The organism is Cytobacillus citreus (assembly GCF_018343665.1).
Classification (GTDB): Bacteria; Bacillota; Bacilli; order Bacillales; family Cytobacillaceae; genus Cytobacillus; species Cytobacillus citreus.
Genome location: NZ_JAGYPM010000005.1, coordinates 106391 through 131451 on the forward strand (window position 1 = coordinate 106391; position 25061 = coordinate 131451).

General features: G+C 39.1%; 17 protein-coding genes and 2 pseudogenes. 3 read left to right on the top strand and 16 right to left on the bottom strand.

What is annotated here, in order from left to right; all coding sequences use genetic code 11:
* Positions 1-46: 46 nt before the first annotated feature.
* Positions 47-358: pseudogene (locus tag KHA94_RS20880) on the top strand (integrase core domain-containing protein); the annotation flags it as partial.
* 236 nt (positions 359-594) lie between these two features.
* Here the strand turns inward: KHA94_RS20880 and KHA94_RS20885 are convergent.
* A complete protein-coding gene (locus tag KHA94_RS20885; protein WP_213104059.1) occupies positions 595-3873 on the bottom strand; it encodes a trifunctional glycoside hydrolase family 18/polysaccharide deacetylase/glycosyltransferase family 2 protein in 3279 nt (1092 codons plus the stop codon).
* A gap of 595 nt (positions 3874-4468) precedes the next feature.
* Here KHA94_RS20885 and KHA94_RS20890 point away from each other — a divergent pair.
* Together KHA94_RS20890 and KHA94_RS20895 are read left to right on the top strand one after the other, a co-directional pair.
* The gene (locus tag KHA94_RS20890; protein WP_213104060.1) at positions 4469-5404 is read left to right on the top strand and encodes an LCP family glycopolymer transferase; all 936 of its coding nucleotides are present in this window, start codon (positions 4469-4471) and stop codon (positions 5402-5404) included.
* A 201-nt stretch (positions 5405-5605) separates the two neighbouring features.
* Positions 5606-6838 (top strand): hypothetical protein, encoded by a 1233-nt coding sequence (locus KHA94_RS20895; RefSeq protein ID WP_213104061.1) that lies wholly within the window; start codon positions 5606-5608, stop codon positions 6836-6838.
* Between the two features lie 196 nt (positions 6839-7034).
* Here KHA94_RS20895 and KHA94_RS20900 read toward each other — a convergent pair whose 3' ends face one another.
* From KHA94_RS20900 to KHA94_RS20970, 15 genes and pseudogenes are all read right to left on the bottom strand, one after another.
* Positions 7035-8369 carry an O-antigen polymerase gene (locus KHA94_RS20900; RefSeq protein WP_213104062.1) on the bottom strand — a complete coding sequence of 445 codons (1335 nt, stop codon included), beginning with the start codon at positions 8367-8369 and terminating at the stop codon, positions 7035-7037.
* Positions 8370-8947: 578 nt separating this feature from the next.
* The gene (locus KHA94_RS20905; protein WP_275950920.1) at positions 8948-10105 is read right to left on the bottom strand and encodes a DegT/DnrJ/EryC1/StrS family aminotransferase; all 1158 of its coding nucleotides are present in this window, start codon (positions 10103-10105) and stop codon (positions 8948-8950) included.
* A gap of 103 nt (positions 10106-10208) precedes the next feature.
* Positions 10209-10431: pseudogene (locus KHA94_RS20910) on the bottom strand (APC family permease); the annotation flags it as partial.
* A 43-nt stretch (positions 10432-10474) separates the two neighbouring features.
* On the bottom strand, positions 10475-11770 hold the full coding sequence (locus KHA94_RS20915; RefSeq protein WP_213104064.1) for a phenylacetate--CoA ligase family protein: 1296 nt from the start codon (positions 11768-11770) through the stop codon (positions 10475-10477).
* A gap of 152 nt (positions 11771-11922) precedes the next feature.
* Positions 11923-13266, bottom strand: coding sequence for a phenylacetate--CoA ligase family protein (locus tag KHA94_RS20920; RefSeq protein ID WP_213104065.1), 1344 nt, complete (start codon positions 13264-13266; stop codon positions 11923-11925).
* Entirely contained in the window at positions 13250-13921 is a 672-nt protein-coding gene (locus tag KHA94_RS20925; RefSeq protein WP_213104066.1) for a NeuD/PglB/VioB family sugar acetyltransferase, read from the bottom strand. Before KHA94_RS20925 ends, KHA94_RS20920 begins: the two co-directional genes overlap by 17 nt.
* A 1-nt stretch (position 13922) precedes the next feature.
* The gene (locus tag KHA94_RS20930) at positions 13923-14519 is read right to left on the bottom strand and encodes a sugar transferase (RefSeq protein WP_338030852.1); all 597 of its coding nucleotides are present in this window, start codon (positions 14517-14519) and stop codon (positions 13923-13925) included.
* Between the two features lie 58 nt (positions 14520-14577).
* Complete coding sequence (locus KHA94_RS20935; RefSeq protein WP_213104068.1) at positions 14578-15816, bottom strand: glycosyltransferase family 4 protein; 1239 nt, start codon at positions 15814-15816, stop codon at positions 14578-14580.
* A 65-nt stretch (positions 15817-15881) separates the two neighbouring features.
* Positions 15882-16973, bottom strand: a complete 1092-nt coding sequence (gene wecB / locus KHA94_RS20940; protein ID WP_213104069.1) for a non-hydrolyzing UDP-N-acetylglucosamine 2-epimerase — start codon at positions 16971-16973, stop codon at positions 15882-15884.
* Positions 16909-18096, bottom strand: coding sequence for a DegT/DnrJ/EryC1/StrS family aminotransferase (locus KHA94_RS20945; protein WP_213104070.1), 1188 nt, complete (start codon positions 18094-18096; stop codon positions 16909-16911). The genes wecB and KHA94_RS20945 overlap by 65 nt, the downstream gene beginning before the upstream one ends.
* The gene (locus KHA94_RS20950; protein ID WP_213104071.1) at positions 18068-19219 is read right to left on the bottom strand and encodes a glycosyltransferase family 4 protein; all 1152 of its coding nucleotides are present in this window, start codon (positions 19217-19219) and stop codon (positions 18068-18070) included. The genes KHA94_RS20945 and KHA94_RS20950 overlap by 29 nt, the downstream gene beginning before the upstream one ends.
* 34 nt (positions 19220-19253) lie before the next feature.
* Positions 19254-20522, bottom strand: a complete 1269-nt coding sequence (locus tag KHA94_RS20955; RefSeq protein WP_213104072.1) for a lipopolysaccharide biosynthesis protein — start codon at positions 20520-20522, stop codon at positions 19254-19256.
* A 42-nt stretch (positions 20523-20564) separates the two neighbouring features.
* Positions 20565-21896: a nucleotide sugar dehydrogenase gene (locus KHA94_RS20960; RefSeq protein ID WP_213104073.1), complete on the bottom strand. Its 1332-nt coding sequence runs from the start codon at positions 21894-21896 to the stop codon at positions 20565-20567.
* On the bottom strand, positions 21893-22921 hold the full coding sequence (locus KHA94_RS20965; RefSeq protein WP_213104074.1) for a Gfo/Idh/MocA family protein: 1029 nt from the start codon (positions 22919-22921) through the stop codon (positions 21893-21895). Before KHA94_RS20965 ends, KHA94_RS20960 begins: the two co-directional genes overlap by 4 nt.
* A gap of 47 nt (positions 22922-22968) precedes the next feature.
* A complete protein-coding gene (locus tag KHA94_RS20970) occupies positions 22969-24789 on the bottom strand; it encodes a polysaccharide biosynthesis protein (protein ID WP_213104075.1) in 1821 nt (606 codons plus the stop codon).
* Between the last annotated feature and the right edge of the window lie 272 nt (positions 24790-25061).

Sequence of the window (25061 nt, forward strand, 5' to 3'; positions counted from 1 at the left end):
ACCATGAATATTTATTTCTTCTTTAATGATCCTTGTAAATAAAAGAAAATTGACGACCGATTTAGCTACTCACACCCTGCTTAAGCTAAAAACGAAGCGAAACTTTAAGAAAGCAAATGATGCCTTAATACACTCAGACCAAGGGGTTCATTACACACACACCCATTTTTAAAAATTAGTAAATAAACTGGGATTTCGCCAATCTATGTCAAGACGAGGAAACTGTTGGGATAACGCTCCTCAAGAATCTTTCTTTGGCCATCTTAATGATGAAGCCTCTATTAAAACATGTACAAATCTGGAAGAATTAAGACGTGAAATCAAGCAGTATATGATTTACTATAATCAATGGAATTAAAAAAAGATGACCCCTCGCTCTGTACAGAGATCATCTTCATAAAGCAGCCCAACTTTTTTTTAATGTCCTTACAAAGGGTACATTTTAAACCCTGTTTCCCTTTTTGCATAATTACAAAATATATACTATGGCGCAAGCCAGTGTGCCTGTCCCCTGGCACTTTAAAGCACTGGGGGACAATCACCGTTTTATCTCAGATTAACTAGCAGTAAGCCCCCACTGATGGAAGTTTCACTTTATCCCGCTTTCCTCAATTCCATATCCCCAGACCGTTTCAGCTTATTCCAGCCCACGCGCTTTCCTTTTAGTGCGGCAAGGATGGATTTCCATGTGACGAAAAGGATTAGGTATCGATAGATGTACCTTTGTATAATCAGGGTATAAAGTGGTTTCAGGCTTAGCTTCTCGAGCCTGAAGGCAAATAAACAAACCATGAGATCGAAGGTAAAGTAGCTGAAAAACACTAATAATGCTTTATTAACATCGCCAAATATGATAGCTAATATAAACAATAAATCTAAAATTGGTGTAAATAGTGGCACGATAAATTGAAACAGCAGCATATTAGGAAGTGCAATGAATCCTAGTGATTTGTGCTTTTTACCTCCAAAAGCTTTCTTATGCTTCCAGAAGCACTGCAAAGTTCCAAAGTTCCATCTAAATCGCTGCCTAATAAAATCACCAACCGTTTTCGGCGCTTCCGTATAAGCATATGCCTGTTCATCAATCACAACTTTATATCCTTTGCGCAGGATCTTTAAGGTCATATCTGTATCCTCTGCCAATGTATCGGATGTAAAATAACCAAGCTCTTCAATTACCTGTTTGCGCCAGGCACCGATTGCCCCCGGGACAACCGTGACACAATTAAGGGTCGCAAATGCCCGCTTTTCCAGATTAAACCCAGTTACATATTCAACATGCTGCCAGGAGGTTAATAAATTGCGCGCGTTTCCAACCCTCACATTTCCTGCTACGGCAGCTATATTATCATCGGCAAAATGGCGGACAAGCAGTGATATTGCTTCAGGTGAAATAATCGTATCGGCATCAATGGCAATCATGATGTCACCCTCCGCCTTCTTGATGCCCATATTAATGGCCGAAGCTTTCCCTCCGTTTTTCTTATGAAAAAGATGAACCTTTTCATTGGCAAAGAAATGATCAGAAACAATCGAAGAAGTCCGGTCCTTGGAACCATCATCAACAACGATCACTTCAAGGTTTGGATAATCGCTTTCCAAAATCGACTGTACCGTCCTGCTGATCACTTTTTCTTCATTATAAGCTGCGATTATGACACTAACAAATGGCTGAGATGAATGTTCTGCCTTCGGGTCTTTCACCCGTTTTTTATGTTTCAAGGCTAACCATACAAGGACCAATAGACGAACAACCAAGATAAAGATCGCACTACACAGCAAAATCAAAACAAAATGATCAAAATTCGAGATGATAAACAAAATCAATTTGTTGCTCTGCATTAATGGCTTTTCCTCATCTGCGACAGGAGGCATGATGGTATTTTTGCTTTCATCCATTAGTTCGCTGATTGTCACAAATTGATAGCCTTCGCTTTGCAATTGTTCAATCATCTCAGGAAGTGCCTGAACAGTTGCCTTCCTGTCCCCGCCCCCATCATGGAGCAAAATAATATCGCCGTCTGATGCCTGCTTCATCACATTGTCAACAATGGCCTTGCTGTCACGCAGTTTCCAGTCCTTTGAATCAATATCATAATTGGCAGTAATATATCCCATTTTCGTTACATCCTGCATTCTTTGAAAATGCGATTGCATATACTTTGCCTCTTCATCTCCATAGGGAGACCGATATAATAAAGATGAGCGGCCGGTAATACTTTGAATGACACGCTGGGTACTATTCAGTTCAAGCTTTAATTGCTCATCAGATATGCTGTTTGTATTAGGGTGTGAAAACGTATGATTCCCAATTTCATGGCCGTCCTGATAAATCTGCTTCACAATATCCTGGTGGAGCATAGCCTTTTTACCAATAATAAAGAACGAGGCCTTGATATCGTATTGTTTCAGGATTTTTAATATATCTTCTGTATATTCCGGATCCGGGCCATCATCAAATGTCAGGACAATTTCTTTTCCAGCTGGTTTACTTAAACGTTCAAACTCGGAAGCCTTTGGATTTTTCACATATGATTCGCTTGTTATAAAACCAGAATCATCAAAATGGAGGCTGCGTTTGCCCTCTTTCCAATCCTCTTTGGCGCGGAATATATTTCCCTCTCCATAGCTGTAAATATTGCCTCCATTCTTGACAGTAAGCAGCTCTTCCGTTTTATGCCCTTTTAGAATATCCCAAATCGAGGGATCCTCAGTTCCCAATCTCCATAAGGCAACACCCTGAGCTCCGGCTTCTGCAGACATCTTCAATTGGTTGTAGAATGTCACACTGTCCATAAACCAAATTTCATGGGCCTTGTTGTTTTCCATATATTTAAGGTAAGGAGTCTGGCTCATATCATCCCATTGTATTTCCAAGTCAGCTGTTTCCGCCAGCCTGGTGACATCGTCGAAGGAAACTGTTTCTCCAGCTTGCTGTTTCTCCCAGTCCCAATCATAGCCATAATTGGCCAAGCCAACAATCAGCTTGTCTTTTGATATTTGCGAGAGATTTTTCTTAAACCAGGACGAAGAAGCAATCGGGCCCGGATTAAGGACATTCTCATCATAGGACATTAAAATAATTTGATCAGCATACTTTTCCAGCTCTTTGTAATCGAATGCTTCATTTGCCGGGGGAACGTCTATCGATACGGAAAGTCCGTCTGCATGAAAAACCTTATAAAGATCTCGCATAAAACCTGTCAGCAAATCTCTGTCATTTTTGCTGATATTCTCAAAGTCAATATTGATTCCATCATAGCCATGCTTTTTAATTTGTCCATGCAGATTTGTTATCAATTTCTCTTGTGCTTCAGGTGATGTTAATAATTTATGTATAGTATCCTGGTTCCACTCGCCATTTTTCGCATTATTGATCAGCGGCACAACCTTAACGCCATTCTTTTTGGCCAAATCTCCTATTTCCGTCTGAATATCGCTTTCCAGCTCCAAATTAGCATTTAAATGAAACCATTGGGGAACGAGTACATCTATCTTATCGATATTTTGCCTGAGTGATTGCTCACTGTTTGGATCCCAATTAACGTAAAATGCGTACACATCATTGTTATATGTCATTTTTTCCTGTAAAAACTTTTCAGTTGCATCCGTATTTAAAGAGACCCCTTGAACAGAGGTATTGGTTCCAGATGGACTGATATGTGACATTTGATTCGTTTCCTTTGTCTCCAAGCTAGGCAGAACCGGATTAAAATAAATGCCTAAACCCGAAAAGAAGATCAGCAAACAGGAAAGTACGACAAACAGAACGGAAGACCATATTAATAGAGTCCATCTTTTCTTCGTTTTACTTTCAAAAATAAAGTTATCCGCTTCAGGCTGTAAATTCGTTTTATTATTCTTTTTATACATTTTTTGCTACCTACTTTGTTTAGTTATTTTTCGTTGGCACACATACCTTTGACAAAGGCTTGCTTTTGAATAATTCCTTTTTGCCTAGAAAACAGAAACATGTTTGTTCAATTTTTAACAAATGGTGCCTTGGATAAGCGAATTCCTTTCCTTATAAGGGTAGCAATAGATTTTTATCCAATAAATATGCTAATATATTCAGTTTGCTATCAGGTGTATCTGGCTTCTAACGTTATCCCCATATATTTTCCTTGTAATGTAATTTGTACAAAGTGCCTAGTACTTCCATAGTAAAAAACGGTAATTTCCTTAAAAATAAGGCACTGGATTAATGATTAGAGCAAAAATATCCAACTTTATGACGGTTGCAGATTAGTTGTTCCGGCCATCTTTAAGAGTCTTTTTTTTAAAATAAATATTATATGAATGTATTATTAAGAAATAAGGGCCCTCCCTCCTAGCCCGGTTAGGCTAGATATGCATGATTATTTACAAAAGTAATCAAATTGTTAATTATTCTAGTAATTTAGACGAATGCATGTCTATTTTTTCACATGATAAAATGAATCGAGATTAGCGCAAGGGAAGTGAGAGAATGGAACAGGAACACAAACCTTCTAAGAAAAAAAAACGGGGAATTGGTTTTAAAATTACCCTTGGAATCATATTGCTCCTTATTCTGGGTGCAGGAGTTTACGGGTTCACAGTATATGACTCTATTGCCAATACCTTCAACAAAACTCATAAACCACTAAACCGAACAAATTCAAAGGACCGTGTCGTCAATTTGGCCGAGAAAGACCCATTCTCTATTTTGCTGCTGGGTATCGACCAGCGCGATGGAGACCGTGGGCGCCCGGATTCATTAATGCTATTAACTGTAAACCCTGATGATCAGTCAGTTAAAATGGTCAGCATTCCCCGCGATACATATACAGAAATACCTGGGAAAGGAACAAAGGATAAAATTAACCATGCTTATTCATATGGCGGGGTTGATATTTCGATCAAAGCAATCGAAAACTTACTGCAAATACCGATAGATTACTACGTGAGTGTAGATATGAATGGTTTTAAAGACATTGTCGATGCTGTTGGCGGTATCTCAGTTAATAACACATTAGATTTTACTTATGGCGGCGTCCACTACCCTGTAGGCCAGCTGCAATTGAACGGCGAAGAAGCCCTTAAATATGCCCGAATGCGCCATTTAGACCCTGAGGGTGATTTTGGGCGGCAGCAGCGCCAGCGTAAAATCATTCAAGCTGTTATAAAAGAAGGAGCATCTGTAAAAACACTAGCAAACTATGGAAGTATTTTAGATGCCATCGGCAATAATGTGAGAACGAATTTAACCTTTGATGAAATAAAAAGTATTCATGCGAACTATAAGAATGCACTGCATAACTTTGATCAAATTCAAATTTCCGGCAACGGCAAAGAAATGGATGGTGAATATTACTATTTTATTCCAGAAGAAGAACTTGCAGAGCTGTCTAAAACGCTAAAAAAGCATTTAAATATGGGATAGATTTTCCACCAAGCCGCAGACTGCCCGCACTGCGGCTTATTTAATTTAAAGAAAAAACTTTTTTAGCAAGATTTCTCCTTCTTTTCTTCTCATCAACTGCATACTATGAATCAAACGATTTCGATATTGGGATATAGAAACGATCTGAGTTTAGAGGTTTTAAAACAATCAAACAGGCTGGAGTGAATAAAACATATTTATATGAAAAATGATTACTCGAAGGCGATAAAAAAGATTTTCTTACTATTATGCATTATTTTACTTTTGTCTCTAGGGGTATTTGAAATAAGAGTTTCGGATGGGCTAAACACTGATGAAATCATTACTCAAAGTTTATACGATGAATGGTATTTTCAGCAGCCAACCTGGGCGATCACTCAGTTTCCCAAAAACAGGAAAGATTTTAGCAGCGAAAGTTATGCATGGGGCTGGAGCTATGTTGCTAATTCTTTAATTGATATGTACAAAGCAACGGGAGATGAAAAATATTTAGAATTTTTCATTCCCCAGGCGGAACACATTACCACCCAGACAGATGAAAAACTAGGCATAGAGAGTTTTACCAACTCGGGATTGTCTCTCCCAGCCTGGTCGGATAGAGGCCACTATACCTCTGGAAAGTTTAATTATACATACCCTGTCCATACGGGAATGATTACTTTGCCCATTTTACGATTTGTGGATGTAGTGAAAGAAAAGAATTTAAGTGAATATAGGGCGATTGCAGATAAATTTTTATTGGCAAGCGGAGAAGCTTTGACTATTCATAATAAGCCAAATATGTGGAGAAACTTTTCTGATACGGAAGGATTTTATAGAGGACATTCCTATGGCGAGGGGTACGTTTCTGAGGCAAATAAAATCGGAGTTCCCAACAGGGTTTTTGCCTATTTAGCAGCGTGTGGGCTATATGATAAGCTGACGGGCGGGGAAGTATATACTCAACGAATAGAAAAGAGCCTCCGATATTTTAAAAACTCTTTAATCCATTATGACAAGAATTTCGATTCGTATTATTGGAGTTATTATGCAGCAGGAAAGTATCCATCTGGCTGGGAAGATATTAGCCATGCTGCATTGACAGTTTACGGATTATTTATCCTTCATGAAGAAGCTGGGTTTAAGGTTTTAACAGATAAAGACTTTGTAAAGTTTAAAAATATTGTTTATAAGATGGTAAATGACGATGAACCAACAAAAGTAAGGAAATACATTCATAAAAGAAATAATGAAAAAGAGATTTATTATAGTAAAGAAGAAAATGCATACTATTATTCAGTATTAAGATGGGCTTTTTTAGGTATGTACGATAAAAAAATGTTAGATCGTTTAGAAGGTGTTTATCAGGAGTTATATCTTCGAGAAAACTATTCTAATATTGGGTTGTTTAGTATAGCAGCATACCTTAACACAAAGAGCAAATTAAAAGATTAGAAAAACTTGGCATTCGCCAAGTCCTTTTTGGCGAATACCTTAGTTTTTATTATGCGATCTTATTAGCAGATATTTAATTGAACACACACTTTACGTTAGTACATTAATAGACTTAAACTTTCCTATTAGCTTAAAAAAGAGTGCCTGGCCCCCGCTGCTTTAAAGCATACAGCAGCGGGGGCCAGGCACTCTTCATTTAAATTTGATTGGCAGTCAATTTTTGAATTGTTCTACCGGTTCTATACGAGTCTTCAATTGATAAGGCTTGCTTATCCTGTGCTTTTAATGTACTGCTGAGAAGCCAGAGGGCGATACAAGAAAATAAGAAGCCATGTGTCATTAATACTGTAAAAAAGCCTGAATTTACAAATGCCATAGCTGGAATGATGATAACAGACACGGATACCGAAACAGGGACTCGGACTGAAACGCTATCTAAGAGTTTAAGTGTGTAGCCTAAGAACACAGAGAATAAAATGACACCGAAAAATCCAAAGTTTGCATAAGCGTTTCCGATGTATCCAACGTTTACACCAAACTCTTTTCCGAAATATGTGTTGGAAATTAAATGCAATATATTTGCTTCTCCATACGGATTATCAATTGCAAAGGATAAGAGTGAATTTGACAGCATGATAAATGGATTTTCCTGAAAGAAATCATAATAAATAAAATGCAGCTGAGCTGGAACGAAGAATAAACGTCTAATAAAAATAGATGGTGTTAATATATCCCCATTATAATGGAAAAGCGCGTATGAAATCATAATAATGAAGATGCTTCCAATTGCGAAATAAGGAAATAAGCGATTTACTTTTATCCGGTTTAATATAAAATGGATTCCAAATATTAGAAATGGAGCGTACAGATAACTTTTAAATCCAGACATGCCAAATAACAGAAGTTGTGCAATCGTTACAATAATCACAGGATTGCGTTTTTTGTTATATAGAAAATAAGCTAATAATAGCGTATTGACCGAGTATGCTTGCCAAGTTAAAAAGTATCCCATTAAAAAACCCTTACTTTCAACATAGCCATCTCTTACTTCATAAACATCGGCTAAATTAAAACTCAGTCTTGTAAAACCGCCATTAATAATCAAATTTGCAAACACATACAAAGTAATAAGAGAAAGTACTGCTATCAATACTGTTCTTCCCTCTAAAATATAAAATACTTTGATATTTTTAGAGAACTTCACAATAAACATAACAATAAGTAAGCTCAACAGAGCCATATAAATAAATTTTCTTGGCATATCTGCCATTGCATAATAGGAAAGCATCGGGGTGATTAGAATAAAAAACAGAATATAAATGACAGAATAACTAGGCATTTTTAACTTTGGGAACCAAACAGTAATAAGTAGAGACAACAGCAGAGTCAAAATATAAGATTCAATTAATTTCTCATTTGTAAGATTTAAAGCAAATCCGCCATAGACAGGATTGACAAAATTTACATATGTAAAATCTAAACAGAACTTAAACAATAGAACTAATAAAGAAGTTGTTATTATTTTATTCATTCATAACCTCCTACCCTACAAGATAAGATAAAGAAAACTCGCCGATTGGCGAGCCTTGGAAAGGCGAAGACAGAGACGTAGTTGCACTTACACTTAATTCCTAAAATTGGCAACTACGTCGAATCATCTTCTGCGCTGGCAATTTATACTTTCTTAATGTGTAAAGAAAACTCGCCGATTGGCGAGCCTTGGAAAGGCGAAGACAGAGGCGTAGTTGCACTTATCGCGCTCATACATGCCACGTCCTCTCAAAAGCTTCTCTTTTGGTCGTGCGATGTATCTCTGACGAATCTTTCCTTATCCTGTGGCATTCGCCCGACTAGGACATCATGTCCTTCGCACTTAATTCCTAAAATTAGCAATTACGTCGAATCATCTTCTGTGCTGGCAATTTATACTTTCTTAATGTGTTAGAAAAACTTGGCGTTCACCAAGTCCTTTCGGCGAACGCCTTAGTTATTCTTATGCGATATTTTCACTAGAATCAATATGATTGATAAAATTTCCTTTAGTAAGTTAATCCTATTAATCTTTCCTGGTATTAGCCAAAAAAGGGGACTGACTCCCTCAATAATCATTCATACTGCTAAAGTGCTTCTTACTGCTTTTTTTACTGTTCTTATAACACGGATCTGCTCTTCTACAGTCATATTCGATCCAGAAGGCAGGCAAAGGCCAGTGGCAAACAGGTAGTCGGATACACTGCAGGCAGCCTCATGGGGATAATACTTCGCCCCTTTAAATAGGGGCTGCAGATGCAATGGTTTCCAGACTGGGCGGGCTTCGATATTTTCTTCAGCCAGTGCATTTATCAAATCCATTGGCGAAATGCCGAGCCTTTCTTGATCGACTGTCACCGCTGTTAACCAGCGGTTTGACATGGTTCCCTCAAGTTCCGGCATAAATTCCACCCATTCTAATACGCCTAGCGATTCTGTATAACGTTCAAAAACTGCACGCCTGGCAGCCACCCGCTCATCCAGTACTTCTAATTGGGCCCGCCCAATACCAGCAAGAATATTGCTCATACGATAATTAAAACCCAATTTGCTATGCTGATAATGAGGAGCGGGATCGCGGGCCTGTGTTGCCAGGAAACGGGCTTTTCTCAAGGCCTCTTCATCATCTGAAACAAGCATGCCGCCTCCAGAAGTGGTAATAATCTTATTCCCGTTAAAAGAATAAATACCAAACTTCCCAAATGTGCCGCTTTTCCGTCCCTTATAAGAAGAACCCAAAGACTCGGCAGCATCCTCGATGACCGGTACCCCATATTGGTCACATAATGACACGATTTCTTCCATTTTTGCACTCTGGCCATAAAGATTAACAACGATCACAGCTTTTGGCAGCTTGCCTTCATTCTCTGCTTCTTTTAGGGCTGCTTCCAGGGCTTGTGGAGACATATTCCAAGTGTCTGGTTCGGAATCGATGAAAACAGGCTCGGCACCCTGGTAGATAATAGGGTTTGCGCTTGCGATAAAGGTTAAGGAAGAACAAAACACCGTGTCTCCCCTATTTACATCCAACAGCTGCAGCGCTATATGAATGGCGGCGGTGCCTGAACTGAGCGCAGCGGCACCATTCATCCCGACGTATTCTGCCATCTCTGTTTCAAATGCGTCTACATTCGGTCCTAATGGTGCAATCCAGTTTGTTTCAAAAGCGTTATGAATGTAAAATTCCTCTCGTCCGCTCATATGGGGAGAGGAAAGGAAAATACGATCTTCCATCATATTTCAACTCTTTTCTAAATGGTTTAAGAGACCTTTTTTCTGAAAATGTAATAGTTTAAAGCTGACTCAGAAGTTTTATTGTAACTTTTTGAAATAACTAAATAGCATTAAGGGCCACAATGCAGATAAGGCCAAGGGCTAAAAACCAACCGCATACGAATGACCAGCGCTCTGAGGCTAAGTCCGATCATGGACCCTAATGCTCCTGCCTGCTGAATCCAATCTGCTGGCAAAATAAAAGCTCCCCAGCCAATTAAGGAGCCAAATGCCATTGCCCATACCCATGATGGTTTTAGGCTTTTTGTTAATTCTTTTCTTTCTTCCAACTTCTATCACAGACTTTTATAGAATGAAGTTTTAAGAAACAGATTACTTTCTATTATTTAATTTACTGATAATATATGGCCTCTTGCCAGATGGAAGAGGTTTTATCGTCTCAACGACATTTATATTGATAATCGCTTCGTTGCCTAAAATCGCCTGAAATCTCTCGGTAAGTATATCATTTGTCTGTTCCCTTAAGTTATTTACAGGGACAATTAGTAATTTAAAGACTTTTTCATTTTCCTGTATAAATTGGTACTGTAATACATTTTCAATGTCTCTCATTGCACCATTGATAGCAAATGGGGAAACCCGTTCACCATTTGTATCGAAGATAGTTTCCACTTCCCGGCCAATTACCTTCTTTAATATTTTTCCGTCAAAACCGCATTCACACTTATTTTCATAAATACCTAAGTCTCCTGTATTGTAACGAATTAGTGGTAATGCATGAGAATAGAGATCAGTAACAATAATTCTTCCAATTTCTCCAGGGGCTGCAGGAACGTCCTTGTCTGTTTTCAACACTTCAATTTCAAAACTGGCATGATTAATATGATGGTTGCCTTTATGACATTGATTAGCTAAAACACCAAACTCCTCGGTGCTATATCTGCTCGTAATATTGCAGCGGAACAATTTCTCAATTATAATTTTTTGCTCCTCTAGCAACGGTTCAGCCGTAGTAATAATTCCTTCTATTGAAAAACTGTTATAATCGTCACCTTTTTCTAAACAATACTTAGCAAGAATGTACAGGGAGGACGGATAGCCAATAACTACTCTAACATTATCCTTTAAGTGGTTTCTGTTAGTTTCTAGCCAGTTTTTATTAATATTTGTTGGATCAATGAGTATTTCGTTTTGCAAAAACAATGTGGTTTTTGATTTTGCTTTTGTCACTCTAATATAAGCATGTCTTTTACCTATTTCATATGCGGATTCACGGCCGAAGTAAATTACCTCAGCTTTCTGTCGATATTTTTTCTCAGGGGTCAGCAAATAGGTAAAAGGAGTTCCGTATGAACCAGAAGTAGTTGCTTTTATGAGATCGTTCGCTTCGTATTTATTAGATAGAAATTCATCAAAATTTTCCTTCAATATACTTTTGTTAATAACCGGAAATTGGTGTAGATTGGATCCGTTAATTTTAGCGTAAAACTTTGTAGTGATTTTAGCATGATTTAATAGCTCGGATAGTCTTTTATTCCGCATCTCCATAGCTTTTACATCATTATTCATAATTCTGGAAATGTCAGTGATATGATTCTTTATAGGCTTCCCCTTCATACTATCCATCAGGCCAAAAGCCCGGTTCCTTACGATTTCACCTATATTCAACTTCTTTCTCCTCCACTTATCATAGTTTCCAAGGAACCATTGACATAAAAGGGTTTCTATCGTTTTACAAATCTCTCATCCCCTGCACCCTTGATAAGAACAATGATTTGCATTGCAGTGTTGTCAATACATCCCTTTTCTCTTTTATTAAATTAGTATGGTGTAATTCCCTCTATAGTTATCTCAGGCTTAACACTGCTTTTCGTATATTCATTGATAATATATGGGGTCTTTCCTGAAGGAAGCGTTGGAATGCTGTCTAATATTTCAATGGATATATCCGCATTTTTACCTAAAATCCTTTTAAGGATGCCCTTAATCTTTTCATTATCTTGATAATTTTCATCGACAACTAATTTCATAACATATTGTTTTTGCGTTTTTTGCACAAATTGATACTTCTTCACATTCTTGACATCCTTCATTTTCACATTTATTGAAAATGGAGAGATTTTTTCACCTTCAGGAGTCAGGCTCATTTCTATTAAGCGGCCTGAAATGTATGTCAAAAACTTTGCTTTCATCCCATTCTTGTTCACCAACTTATAGCAGCCTAAATCCCCTGTATCGTATCTGATTAAAGGCATTGCAAAAGAATAAATATCCGTTACAACGATTCTTCCTTCCTCCCCCTCTTCACAAGGGTCATCAGAATCCAATTTCAATATTTCAAGGTAAAATGTCGCTTCATTTACACGGTATGACAGGTCATGTGGATTTTGAACCGCCACCAAACCAAGCTCCTCTGTCGCATATCTTGTATGAACGGGACAGCCAAAGGCTCCTTCAATCGTTTCTCTCTGATAATCCAATAATGGTTCAGCAGTAGTGATAATACCTCTAAGATTGAAAGACGAAGGAGAATCACCTCTTTTAAGACAAAAATGGGCAATCTCATATAATATTGAAGGAAACCCGATAATCACTTTCATTTCTTTCAGCTGTAATCTGATTTTTTCAAGGAACTCTTTATTGATTTTGGTTGGATCAATGTGCAGCTCATTTTGCAGAGCAAGGGACATCTTTCCTTTAGGATGTGTCGCGCGTATAAAACCATGTTTTACACCAAAGTAAAAATTAGTTTGTTTACTAAAGTAAAGGACCTCTGCAATCTGACGGATCTTTTTTTCTTTTGTCCGGTAAAATTTCATTGAGGTACCATGCGATCCTGAGGTAGTGACACTATATAGGTTATCAATATCATGATCATCTGAAATGAAGACATCAGGATTTCCCCTAATGATCGCTTTATTCACAACAGGAAACGAGCGGATATTAATATCTCCTTTGATCCACTTGTAGTAAGGAACCGTTTCTGCTGCATGTCTTAGTATGGAATGAAGTTCTTGACTAGAAGCAGTTCTTTCCATCTTATTTTCAATATCCTTTAAATTCCCGGCTATTCCTTTACGAAAAATTTTATCTGCCAGGAAAAACGCTCTATTACGAGCAAGCTCTAAAAAATTCATATTAGATAAGTCATAATACTTCTGCATATTTCTGTCCAACGCTATTTATATGTTCTGCCGGAACACCGGCAACTCTGCAATTGGCTTCTATATCCTTAGTGACAACTGCTCCGGCACCGACAGTGGTATTTTTTTCGATGATGATACTTGGCAATATCGCTGCGTTTGTACCTACTAAAACAGAATCCTTTATGACTGAATACCCTGATACGTTACAGCCCGGATAAATTCCCGTATAGTTTCCAATCTTCACATCATGTCCAAGTGTCGCATTAAAATGGACAAGATTAAAATCGCCAACTTCGACATTAGCTGACATCACTACATTTTCTGAGAGAATGTTTCCTTTTCCAAGATTCACAGAATCATTTATTTTGACACTTGGGTGGATGAGATTAGGAAAGAAAAGATAAGGATTGCTTTGTACTCTTTGATAAATGGTCTCTTTTACTTTTGGGGAGGCTATGGCAATAAGGATATTCGAAAAGGTTAATATACCCTTCAGCTCTTCAGTAGTCCCCAGCACTCTAACACCGTTAATGATTTCACCCGAAGGAGTGTAATCATCGAAAAATCCTGCAATTTCCCAGTTTGCCTCATGCTGGGCCTTTGCTTTTACCGTTTCCAGTACTCCTCTTCCCAATCCGCCAGTTCCAATAATATAAGTAGGAATTCTATTCATTCTAACTCTCCTCGTCCCCTTTAAATCTTGTTACCATTGAATTTGAAGCAGTGTTAACTCCTTCCGACTTGATTACCTTGTAAGCGGTAAGGGCGATGATTTTGATATCCAGCAGCAGGCTCCAGTTTTCAACATACCATACATCATACTCAAATTTTTCTTTCCAAGAGATTGCATTCCTGCCGTTTATTTGCGCCCAGCCCGTTAGACCGGGTTTGGCATTTAACCGTTTTTTCTGCTCTTGATTGTATAGTGGAACATAATCTAATAAAAGGGGACGTGGGCCCACAATGGAAATGTCGCCTTTTAAAATATTTATTAGCTGCGGAAGCTCATCCAGGCTATATTTTCTAATGAAATTGCCAAAGGATGACTGCCGCAATTCATTTGGAAGCAAATTGCCGTCCCTGTCTTTTGTGTTTTTCATAGACCGGAACTTTATGATTTTAAAGGGCTTGCCGAATTGTCCAGCTCTCTCCTGGATAAAGAAAATGGGCCTTCCCAAGAAAATCAGGACTGCCAATCCTATCAATACAATCGGGATTAAAAATACAATTAGCGTTATAGATGCAAAAAAAATATCAATGAATCTTTTAATAACAATCATGTGATTACTCCATTAAAATAAATTTTAGTAAATTGGCTTTTAATAGCCTCTAGATTGCCTTATACATTTTTTCAGCTAATTTCTCTAAAGAATGATTTTCTTCCACAAATTTTTCACCATTCAATCCCATTTGAACTCTTTTCTCCTGATCAGAGTTTTTTAAGTAAAGAATGCTTTCCACTAGTTTTTCAGGCATATCAGGCTGAATACTTACCCCGCACTCGGCTTCTTTAGCGAAATCATAGCTTGTATCCACTGCAAAAATCATTGGTTTTTTACTGAGCATATAGTCAAATAGTTTATTAGAGCTAATTCCATACTTAAACACTGGTGTGTATTTTAAATGGAATAAACATAAGTCTGACTGGTTCAGGATATGAGGTACTTGTGTGCGGTCCACTTTATTTAAAAAGGTTATATTCGAGCAGCCTGTTTGCTTGAACATATTGATTAGATTGTTCTTTTCCGGACCTTCCCCAAGCAATAAGATCTGTGTTTTTACTTTATGTTTTTCTTCTGCAGCAGCCAGCAAAGGAGCGGCTTTTACTACCGTGTCCAAACCATTTGCTGTACCATGCGAACCTGCAAAAGTAATAATAAAATGGTCCTGATATTTTTCAAAAAATTGTTTCGCTTCTTCTGCTGTAAAGTCATGGGACATGCTTTCTCTGTGCCAATCCAGGTCTATACCGTTTGGAATGTATAATATCTTTTCCTTCTTGATGCCAAGCCGGGTGATATATTCATCGGCATTGGGCAAAACTGAAATAATTTTGTCTGCTTTTTTATATAAAAACTTTTCTATAGACTGAAATACTTTTGTTACAGGAGATTTTTCCTTTAACGCGCCTAAATCTATTAATGTTTGCGGCCAAAGATCTCTAATCTCAAAAACAAATTTCGCCTTTAGTTTTTTCGATAAAAAATATGCTGCAAGCCCTGTAAACAGATGGACGGATGAACCAAGAATGACATCAGGAGCGCCTTCTTTTTTACTAATGGCAATTCCGCTTTTGTAAGCCCGATAGGCAAAAACAATTTGATTCCATAAACGGGCTTTTCCATTTGTATAATATTTTGGGGTTTTTATATGTACACGGTCATATCCTGATTCATTTTCCTTAATAAAAAATTCATTTGGGCCATAATCCTTTGTTTCAACAAATTGATTATGCAGAAAACTGGCTGAAAACAATGAAACTTGGGCTCCCAATTTAGTTAAATATTTTGCAAATCCGGGATGTCTCCCTAGTTTCACCGCATGATGGTTTAATATCCAAATTCTCATATCCTCACGACCTAACTTTCAACTCATTAGTTATTAATAGCTGTTGCTAAAGAAAAAAAAGCCGCCTACAACACGCAGGCAGCTTCTTTCTCAAAAAACTTTATGATCTCTCTGCTGATTTTCTCTGACGCTTTGCCATCTCCGTACAGTTGCTTCGAGTAGTCAGCTGGCTGAAACTCTTGAATAATGGCAGCCAGGTCTTCTTCTAACGGATCTACGAGGCGGTTACAACCAACATCCACTGTTTCCACCCATTCCGTTTCAGGACGCAGTGTTAAACATGGTACTTTGGCAAAATAGGCTTCTTTCTGCACACCGCCGGAATCTGTTACAATCGCTTTTGCCTTTTTCTCCAGCAGCAGCATTTCTAAATAAGATACAGGTTCAATCACCCGAATATTGGCTGCGCCATCAAGAAGGTTGCCCATACCGTATTCTTGCAATTTATGTTTTGTTCTTGGATGTAAAGGTAAAAGCACCTTTTCATCAAGCTTCGCAAACGCTTGGAAAATAGCTGTCAGCTTATCTTTAGAATCGGTGTTCTCTGCACGGTGAATCGTAGCAAGGATATACTCCTTTTCTCGAACACCAAATTCCTCCAAATGATATTTTTCTTCTGCAATTGCTGTATTGTAAAGTACCGCATCATACATGACATCACCGATCTTCACAACGTTTTCAGTAATGTTTTCCTGCTTAAGATTTTCTGCCGCTGTTTCAGTAGGCGGGAAAAGCAGGCTTGAAACGTGGTCTGTTAAAATACGATTGATTTCTTCAGGCATGTTTTTATTAAAGCTTCTCAAGCCGGCTTCGATATGGATAAGCGGAATGTGAAGCTTGCTCGCTGCAAGAGCTCCAGCAAGGGTTGAGTTGGTATCACCATAAACCAGGACGGCATTCGGGTTTTCTTTTAAGATGACTTCCTCAATCATTTTCAGCATCTCACCGGTTTGTTTGCCATGTGAGGCCGAGCCAATGCCCAAATCATAATCCGGCTTTGGGATATTTAATTCTTCAAAAAAGATTCCTGCCATATTGTAGTCGTAATGCTGGCCTGTATTCACTAATATTTCCTTAGCATGTTTCCGGAGCTCACGCGATACTGGGGCTACTTTCACGAGCTGCGGACGCGTTCCGGCTACCGTTAAGATTTTCATTTCCGATTCCCCTTATATGATAAAATTCGATAATTTTTTCTACTGCATAATCCTGATCTTCCTTCTTTAATTCAGGATACATCGGCAATGAAATAGCTTCCTTCGCAGCTTTTTCAGTTTCTGGCAAGTCGCCTTCCTGATATCCAAGATCCTTAAATACCGGCTGGACATGCAATGGCGTTGGATAGTAAATCATCGTGGCAATTCCTTGTTCTTTTAAAAAACTTTGCAATTCATCCCGATTTGGCACGCGTAAAGTGTACTGGTGGAACACATGATAATTGCCTTCTTTTTCGATCGGTGTCTGGATCACATTACTTAATTTTTCATTCAGCTTCTCCGTGTAATATGCCGCTCTTTCCCGGCGCGCTTCCGACCATTTATCAAGATGAGGGAACTTCACGTTTAGAATGGCAGCCTGCAACTCGTCCAGCCGGCTGTTATACCCCAGCACATGATGGTAATATTTCGGCTTGCTTCCATGCACACGAATGACCCTCGCCTTTTCCGCAAGATCTTGGTCGCTGGTTACAACCATCCCTCCGTCACCATAGGCTCCTAGATTTTTGGTCGGGAAAAAGCTGTAAGTAGCCGCTGTTCCAAGCTCGCCAACATTTCTGCCATTGTACTTTGCACCAATGGCCTGCGCAGCATCTTCGATCACAGCTAATTGATGTTTATCGGCAATCTCTTTGATTTTATCCATATCAGCCATTTGCCCGTACAGATGAACCGGAATCACTGCTTTTGTTTTCGGAGTAATAGCCGCCTCTATTTTGGATGGGTCAATATTAAATGTGACAGGATCAATATCGACGTATACAGGCTTTGCGCCGGCACGGGCAACTGCTCCTCCTGTCGCAAAGAAAGTGAATGCGGTCGTAATGACTTCATCGCCTTCTCCAACACCTGCAGCCTGAAGTGCAATATGAATTGCATCGCTGCCGTTGCCAACACCAACCCCATAGGCAGCATTACTGTACTTCGCTATATCCGATTCAAGCTGCTTCACATTATCACCTAAAATAAAGCGTGAAGAAGACATCACTTCATCAAGCTTGTGGAAGACTTCTTCCCTCATGGATTGATACTGTTCAGATAGATCGAGCATTTGAATTTTCATTTTTGTATACCTCTTTTATGTTTGTTTGATTAAATAGATTATTATATGCATTAATCAGCTTTTCACTTTCAGTTTCCCAATTATACTCAGTTTCTACCGCACTACGTCCGTTTCTTCCCATTTGCTCTGCTTCTTCTGGATTATCATTGAGATAGTTAATCGCAGCGCCTATTGCTTTAGCATCCTTAGGGTCGACACAAAACCCGCATTTGTGCTTTTCAATAATTTCACGCCATAAGGGAAAATCAGAGCAAATAACCGGAATTCCTGCTGACATGTACTCGAACATTTTTACGGGAAGTGAGTACTTAAAGGCTTCGCTCCCTTCGAGTACCACTAATCCTGCCAAAGAATCCTTCAGCAAATCGTTAATTTCCTTTCTTTCTAAATAACCTAAGTACTTTACCTTCTCTGTCTTATCATCAATGAACCGAGCTTTATCCACCTGGTTAAAAAAAACACCAGCCAAGTTTAAGCTGCAGCTGGTATAATGGATTGCCTCTTCCATCGTATATAAACCTCTGCCTGCCGATAACCCGCCGATATAACAAACATCATTTCTTTTGTGAATATTGCTTTTAGATGACTCTACTATTTTTTCTATTTTTGGATAGTTTCTAATAGAAATCCTTTCGGTATTATACTTTTCAAATTTTTCACTAATATGAGGTGTAGCACATACAATCAAGTCAAACATCCTGGAAGTATTTTTCTCAAATAGATCTACTATCATAGAAAGCGGCTTTCTTAAATAGTACGGGATATATTTCTTTCTAAAGATTTGCAGAGGTACATCTTCATGTACATCATAAATAACCTTTTTTCCAGAGGACTTTAACTTTGTGCCTATTAGAATAAGTTCCGGATCATGAAAATGATAAACATCAGCATCTATTTCCACTGCTTTTTTATATACTGCACGAACGGTCTTTGTCACTCTTACAAGACGATTTCCTTTTCCTTTAGGTATTCCATGTACAAAAACACCATTAATTCGTTCTGTCGGTGCATTAGGAGCAACCAGGTGAACTTCATTGCCCGCTGCTGCAAGAGATTGACATTCTTTTACAAATATCCGGATATCATTATAAGCATGAACTGTAGTTATATGGCAAACCTTCATTTAAATCCCCTTTTTGTAATCAATATTTCGATCATTATCTTTTTAGTTCAATAATAATCAAGATATACAAAATAATATAACAGAAGCTCATTATGCCTCCGTACAAGCTTAATGCTGTATTAAAGTCTACCTTAAAGTAACTAATTGCAGCGAACAAAATAATGATTAATACAAATCTAAAAATGTCCCATAAAAGCTGATATGTTTGTTTGGAAAGAATATTTAATGTCTGAGACAATGGACTGACAACAAATTGTGTCAGAAACATAAATGATAAGATTCGGACTATTTCTCCTGCTCCAGACCAATCTTCGCCAAATATAAAGCCAATAACTGCCTCACCTAAAAAAAATAAAAGAGAAATAGGGATTGCCCCTAAAATAAATAATTTCTTACTCGTTCCAAAAAACAATTTGAACAATTTTTCTTTATCGTTATTTTGATATAAATTAGCCGCTTCGCTATAATACACTTGAGCTATTGCGGTACTGATCAGCAATAGCGGCGAAAGGATTAATCTCTGTGCTAATGCATAAAGACCAACAGAAGCAGATCCATAGATCCCTCCCAGAATAATAGGAACTAATTGCAGGGAACTGCTATTAATGAAAGAAGCAACGCTAGTCACAAGAGGATATTTTTTATATTTTATTGCTACTTCCCTTATGTTTTGCAGCGTAATATGTTTTTTGTTTTCCTTTATGAACCTCCGCATAGATCTATAAATACTTGTTGCTCCAAAACTTCTGCCCAAAATATCTCCTATTAATAAACTAAGAGAAGTAGGATTAAGCATTCCAAAACCAAGCTGAGTAAAAGACATGATAGCGCTTTTGCTCATTTTGGAAAACGCCAATGGCTTATACAATTTGTATCTTACAGCAAAATAACTGGAAATATTGTATAAGCCGTCTCCCAAAAGAGCCAAAGGAACTAACCAATAGAAAAACTTAAACTCAAAAGCTGTGTCAGGCAGAATAGATAGAAAAAATACGATCATATAGAATACGATGTTGGTACATAACAAAACCAACAGGCATAAAACCAATATATTCGCTACTTTTTTTTCATTAGATTCTAAAGGAATTGTCATTTCGTATTTTAATGATGAAAACACATTAAAAATTGCTATTAAAGAAATAAAGATAGCTAATTGACCAAAAGAATCCGGACTGTAAATTCTTGTTAGAATAGGGGAGGTGACAATGATCAATAATTGTGCACCTATATTTCCGCTTACAAGCGTTGCAATGCTTCTCCAAAATGAACTCACTGAAAATATTTTTTTTAAACGAGTATTCAAGTTATTTCTCCGTATAAATAATATTTAAAAAATGTACAGCTACTATAGACTATAAACAGTTTCTTTTATATCCTTAGCAAAAGTATTTCTTGTATCAAATACTAACTTTGCCTGATCTGCAATCAAATCATAATTAAAATCACTATGATTTGTCGTAATCAAAACCAAATCAGCATCAGAGAGATTAACTTCTTCAAGATTATAAGCTTTTACTTTCTCCCCATTCAGCCTAAACTCCCCAACATGCGGGTCAACCGCCGTCCAATCCGCCCCAGCCTTCGTCATCCTGTCTAAAATCGGCAATACCGGAGATTCACGGTAATCGGCAATATCCTTTTTATAGGCAACACCTAATACGAGAATCTTTGCTCCATTAATCGCTTTTCCCTTCTCGTTCAGAATCTCCATGCATCGCTGAACAACAAAGTCAGGCATGCTGTCATTGATTTCGCCCGCAGTTTCAATCAAACGGGTATGATAATTATATTCGCGCGCTTTCCATGTCAAGTACCATGGGTCGATTGGGATGCAGTGCCCTCCGAGGCCAGGTCCTGGATAGAATGGCATGAATCCATATGGCTTTGTTGCGGCAGCGTCGATGACTTCCCAGACGTCAATGCCCATTTTATTGCAAAGGATGGCCATTTCATTTGCGAGTGCGATATTGATATTGCGGAAAGTATTTTCAAGAATTTTTTCCATTTCTGCTACGGCAGGGCTGGATACCTCGTGCACTTCCCCTTCTAAAACGGAACGGTACATGGCGGCAGCTGCTTTTGTACAGGCTGGAGTCATGCCGCCAACAACTTTTGGCGTGTTTTTTGTTTTGAAGTGTTTATTGCCGGGATCGACGCGTTCCGGAGAATAGGCCAAGAAGAAGTCCTCCCCGCAGACAAGTCCTGCTTCTTCCAGGATTGGCTTGATCAGTTCTTCGGTTGTACCAGGATAGGTGGTGCTTTCGAGAACAACGAGTGTGCCTTTCTTGATATGTTTGGCAATTGCTTTTGCTGAGCTTTCCACATATGACATATTTGGCTGTTTATAAATATCGAGCGGTGTCGGGACACAAATCGCGATCGCGTCGACATCATTCATAAAGTGATAATCAGATGTCGCCATTAACTTTCCAGCTGCAACCAAGGCTTCAAGGTCAGCCGGAATCACATCGCCTATGTAGTTTTGCCCTTTGTTTACAGCCTCTACCTTTTCTTGCTGGACATCAAATCCAATCACATTGTAGCCTGCTTTTGCTTTTTCAACCGCAAGCGGCAGCCCGACATAGCCAAGGCCGACAACTCCGATTGCTGCGGTTTTAGTATGGAGTTTTTCAATCAGCTCATCTGCTAATGTATTCATTTTTACTTCTGTTATCATACCAACACTTCCTTATACATGTTTATTGGTGTATTGTATTCCGCTGATTGATAGAAAGCCAAAACGAGTTCGAGTGCTCTTTTTCCATCCTCACCCGTTACCAAAGGTTTCCTGTTGTCTTTCACTGCTTCGATTATATCCAAAATGATCTGCTTATGCCCCGTGATTCCCCAAGGGTCGGCTTTAACTTTTTCAAATATTGTTTCAGCTTCGGTTTCAGGCATGCCATCAATATTCAAATATTCAAAGTAAAGAGCATTCGTGCCGCCGATTTTGACAGTACCCTTTTCACCGAAAATCGTAATCGATTCTTCGAAGTTGGAAGGATAAACAGTGGTAGAGGCTTCTACAATACCGAGTGCCCCTGATTCAAACCGGATCACACCGGCAGAAACGTCTTCTGCTTCAATATCCCGGAGCCGGGTTGCTTCCATACTGAATATTTGTTCCGGCTGCCCCATGAACCAAAGCAATAAATCAAGATTGTGAATAGCCTGATTCATTAGCACCCCGCCGTCATATTGCTTTGTTCCCCGCCATGGCGCCTGGTCGTAATACTCCTGATTTCTGTTCCAATTAACCTTGGCACTGGCATGGCTGATTTTCCCGAGCATTCCTTTATCGATGATTTTCCGTAGCTCCATTACAACAGGACGGAAGCGATTGGGATGGACAACCGTCAGCTTTACATTATTCTTTTCTGCTGCCTGAATAATGCGGTCCGACTCTTCCAGGTTCATGGCAATCGGCTTTTCAAGGACAATATGTTTTCTCGCCGCAGCCACCTGCTCGGCAATTGGTGCGTGGAAGCCGCTTGGTGCGCAAATGCAAACGGCATCAACCGCATTGTCCTCAAGCATCTCACTTAAATCTGTATAAGGTGCCGCTCCATATTGTTCAACATAAGGAGCCATGGCAGACTCTACTTGGTCGCAAACAGCTGTTAATTTTGCTGCCGGAATACTGGTTATAGCTGCCGCATGTTTTTTGGCAATGAATCCGCAGCCTACAATTGCAAAGTTCATGTTGGTATTCTCTCCTTCAGTTCACTTAAAATGGTGTCTTAATACGCTTACTTGCCTATGACCGATAGTTGTTTTGCTCTGTTATTCACAAGCGTTAACACATAGTCCTTTAAATCATTTTCGCTAAAGGAATGGAAATTATTAATCAGATTCGTCACCATTTCATAATTGCTGAGAGATGACTTTCCAATGAGAATCTTTGGATAAATCGGCACATCATTCACTTCATTTTCATTCAGCAATTCCTCAAACATCTTTTCACCAGGCCTGATACCTGAGTATTTAATCCCGATTTCCTCTAAGGTGTACCCCGATAGTGTAATCAGGTTTTTAGCAAGATCGATGATTTTGACGGGTTCGCCCATATCTAGAACGAAGACTTCTCCGCCTTTCGCCAATGATCCTGCCTGAATGACGAGCCGTGATGCTTCGGGAATGGTCATGAAGTAGCGGGTCATTTCAGGATGCGTAACCGTCACCGGACCACCGTTCTGAATTTGTCTTTTAAACAGCGGGATGACGCTTCCCCTGCTGCCAAGGACATTGCCGAAACGGACGGCCACAAACTTTGTCTCGCTTTGCTGCGCCAGCTGCTGGATGACCATTTCGGCGATTCGCTTCGTGGCACCCATCACGTTGGTAGGATTAACTGCTTTGTCTGTTGAGACAAGGACGAACGTTCCGGCCCCAAACACATCTGCTGCTTCGGCTACATTCTTTGTCCCGAACACATTGTTTTTCACCGCTTCCCGCGGATTGTATTCCATTAGCGGAACATGCTTATGTGCAGCAGCATGATAGACGACATTCGGCCTATGCTCCTCCATAATTTCCATCATTCTGTCACGGTCCTGGACATCGCCAATTACCGGCACAATTTCAATCGATTTGGCATATTTATTGCGCAACTCCATATCAATCTGATAAATGCTGTTTTCGCCATGACCAACCAGCACAATTTTTTTCGGTGAGAATTTGCACACCTGACGGCAAATTTCCGAGCCGATTGAACCGCCAGCCCCGGTGACAAGGGCAATTTTGCAGGAGACGTATTCGGAGATACTGTCAATATCAAGCTCCACCGGCTCACGGCCCAGCAGATCCTCGACTCCCACTTCACGGAATTGGCCGACGGTCACCTTTCCAATCATGACGTCTTCAATCTTAGGCATAATTTGAGTTTTTACTTTCGTTTTTGAACATTCGGCATAAATCGTGTTCAATTCATGTTTTCTCAATGATGGGATTGCAATCACGATGTTATCTATTTTGAATTTTTCAGCAACTTCGGCGATATGATCGGTTGACCCGGCAATAGGAATGCCCATAATATGTAATTTGTATTTTCCTGGATCATCATCAATAAATGCTGCCGGCACAAGCTGCAGCTCAGGATTATTGAGGAGCTGGCGCGCCACAAGAGTCCCGGCCTGACCTGCCCCAACAATCAGTACTCTTTTCATATCCTGCTTCGGTTTAATATAGCGGTTGTGGTATAATCTCCAGGAGAAACGCGATCCTCCTATTAATAAAACCATCAGCATCCAGACTGTCAGCATTATGCCGGGGTAAATCGTAGCCTGCATCATAATCTTAACAGCCCCCACTGCTAATACAGAAAGGGTAACGGCATATAAAATCCCTTTCATTTCAAGGATACTGGCATATTCCCAAGCCTTGCTGTAAAGAAGGAAACACGATGCGAAAAAGTGATAGCTAACTAGCAATACGGAGGCACTTAACACTAGATTCTCATAATTGGGCGTGCCTGCCACCGGACGAAGATGATAATAGCTTAAATTAACTGCAAAAAAGACAATAATTGAATCTAGCCCTGCCAGCAGTAGCATACGTTTACGATAATTCATCTTTATCCTCCCCTTCCAATTTTTGTTAAAATCGTTAATTAGATAAATTGATTTTCAAAATTAAATATCTAATGAAAAAACCCATTCCGAAAAATGTGTCCTTTCATTAAATATTTAATAAAGCGGGCATCTAACCCCCCCTCACACCACACCACCGACAACAACGTGTCTAAGGCCTGCAGATTCGCATCCCACAGCATGATCGAGTACCTCCATCGGTAACGGATTAGGAGACATCGCCGTATATATTTTTCTGACTAAACTGATTTGTA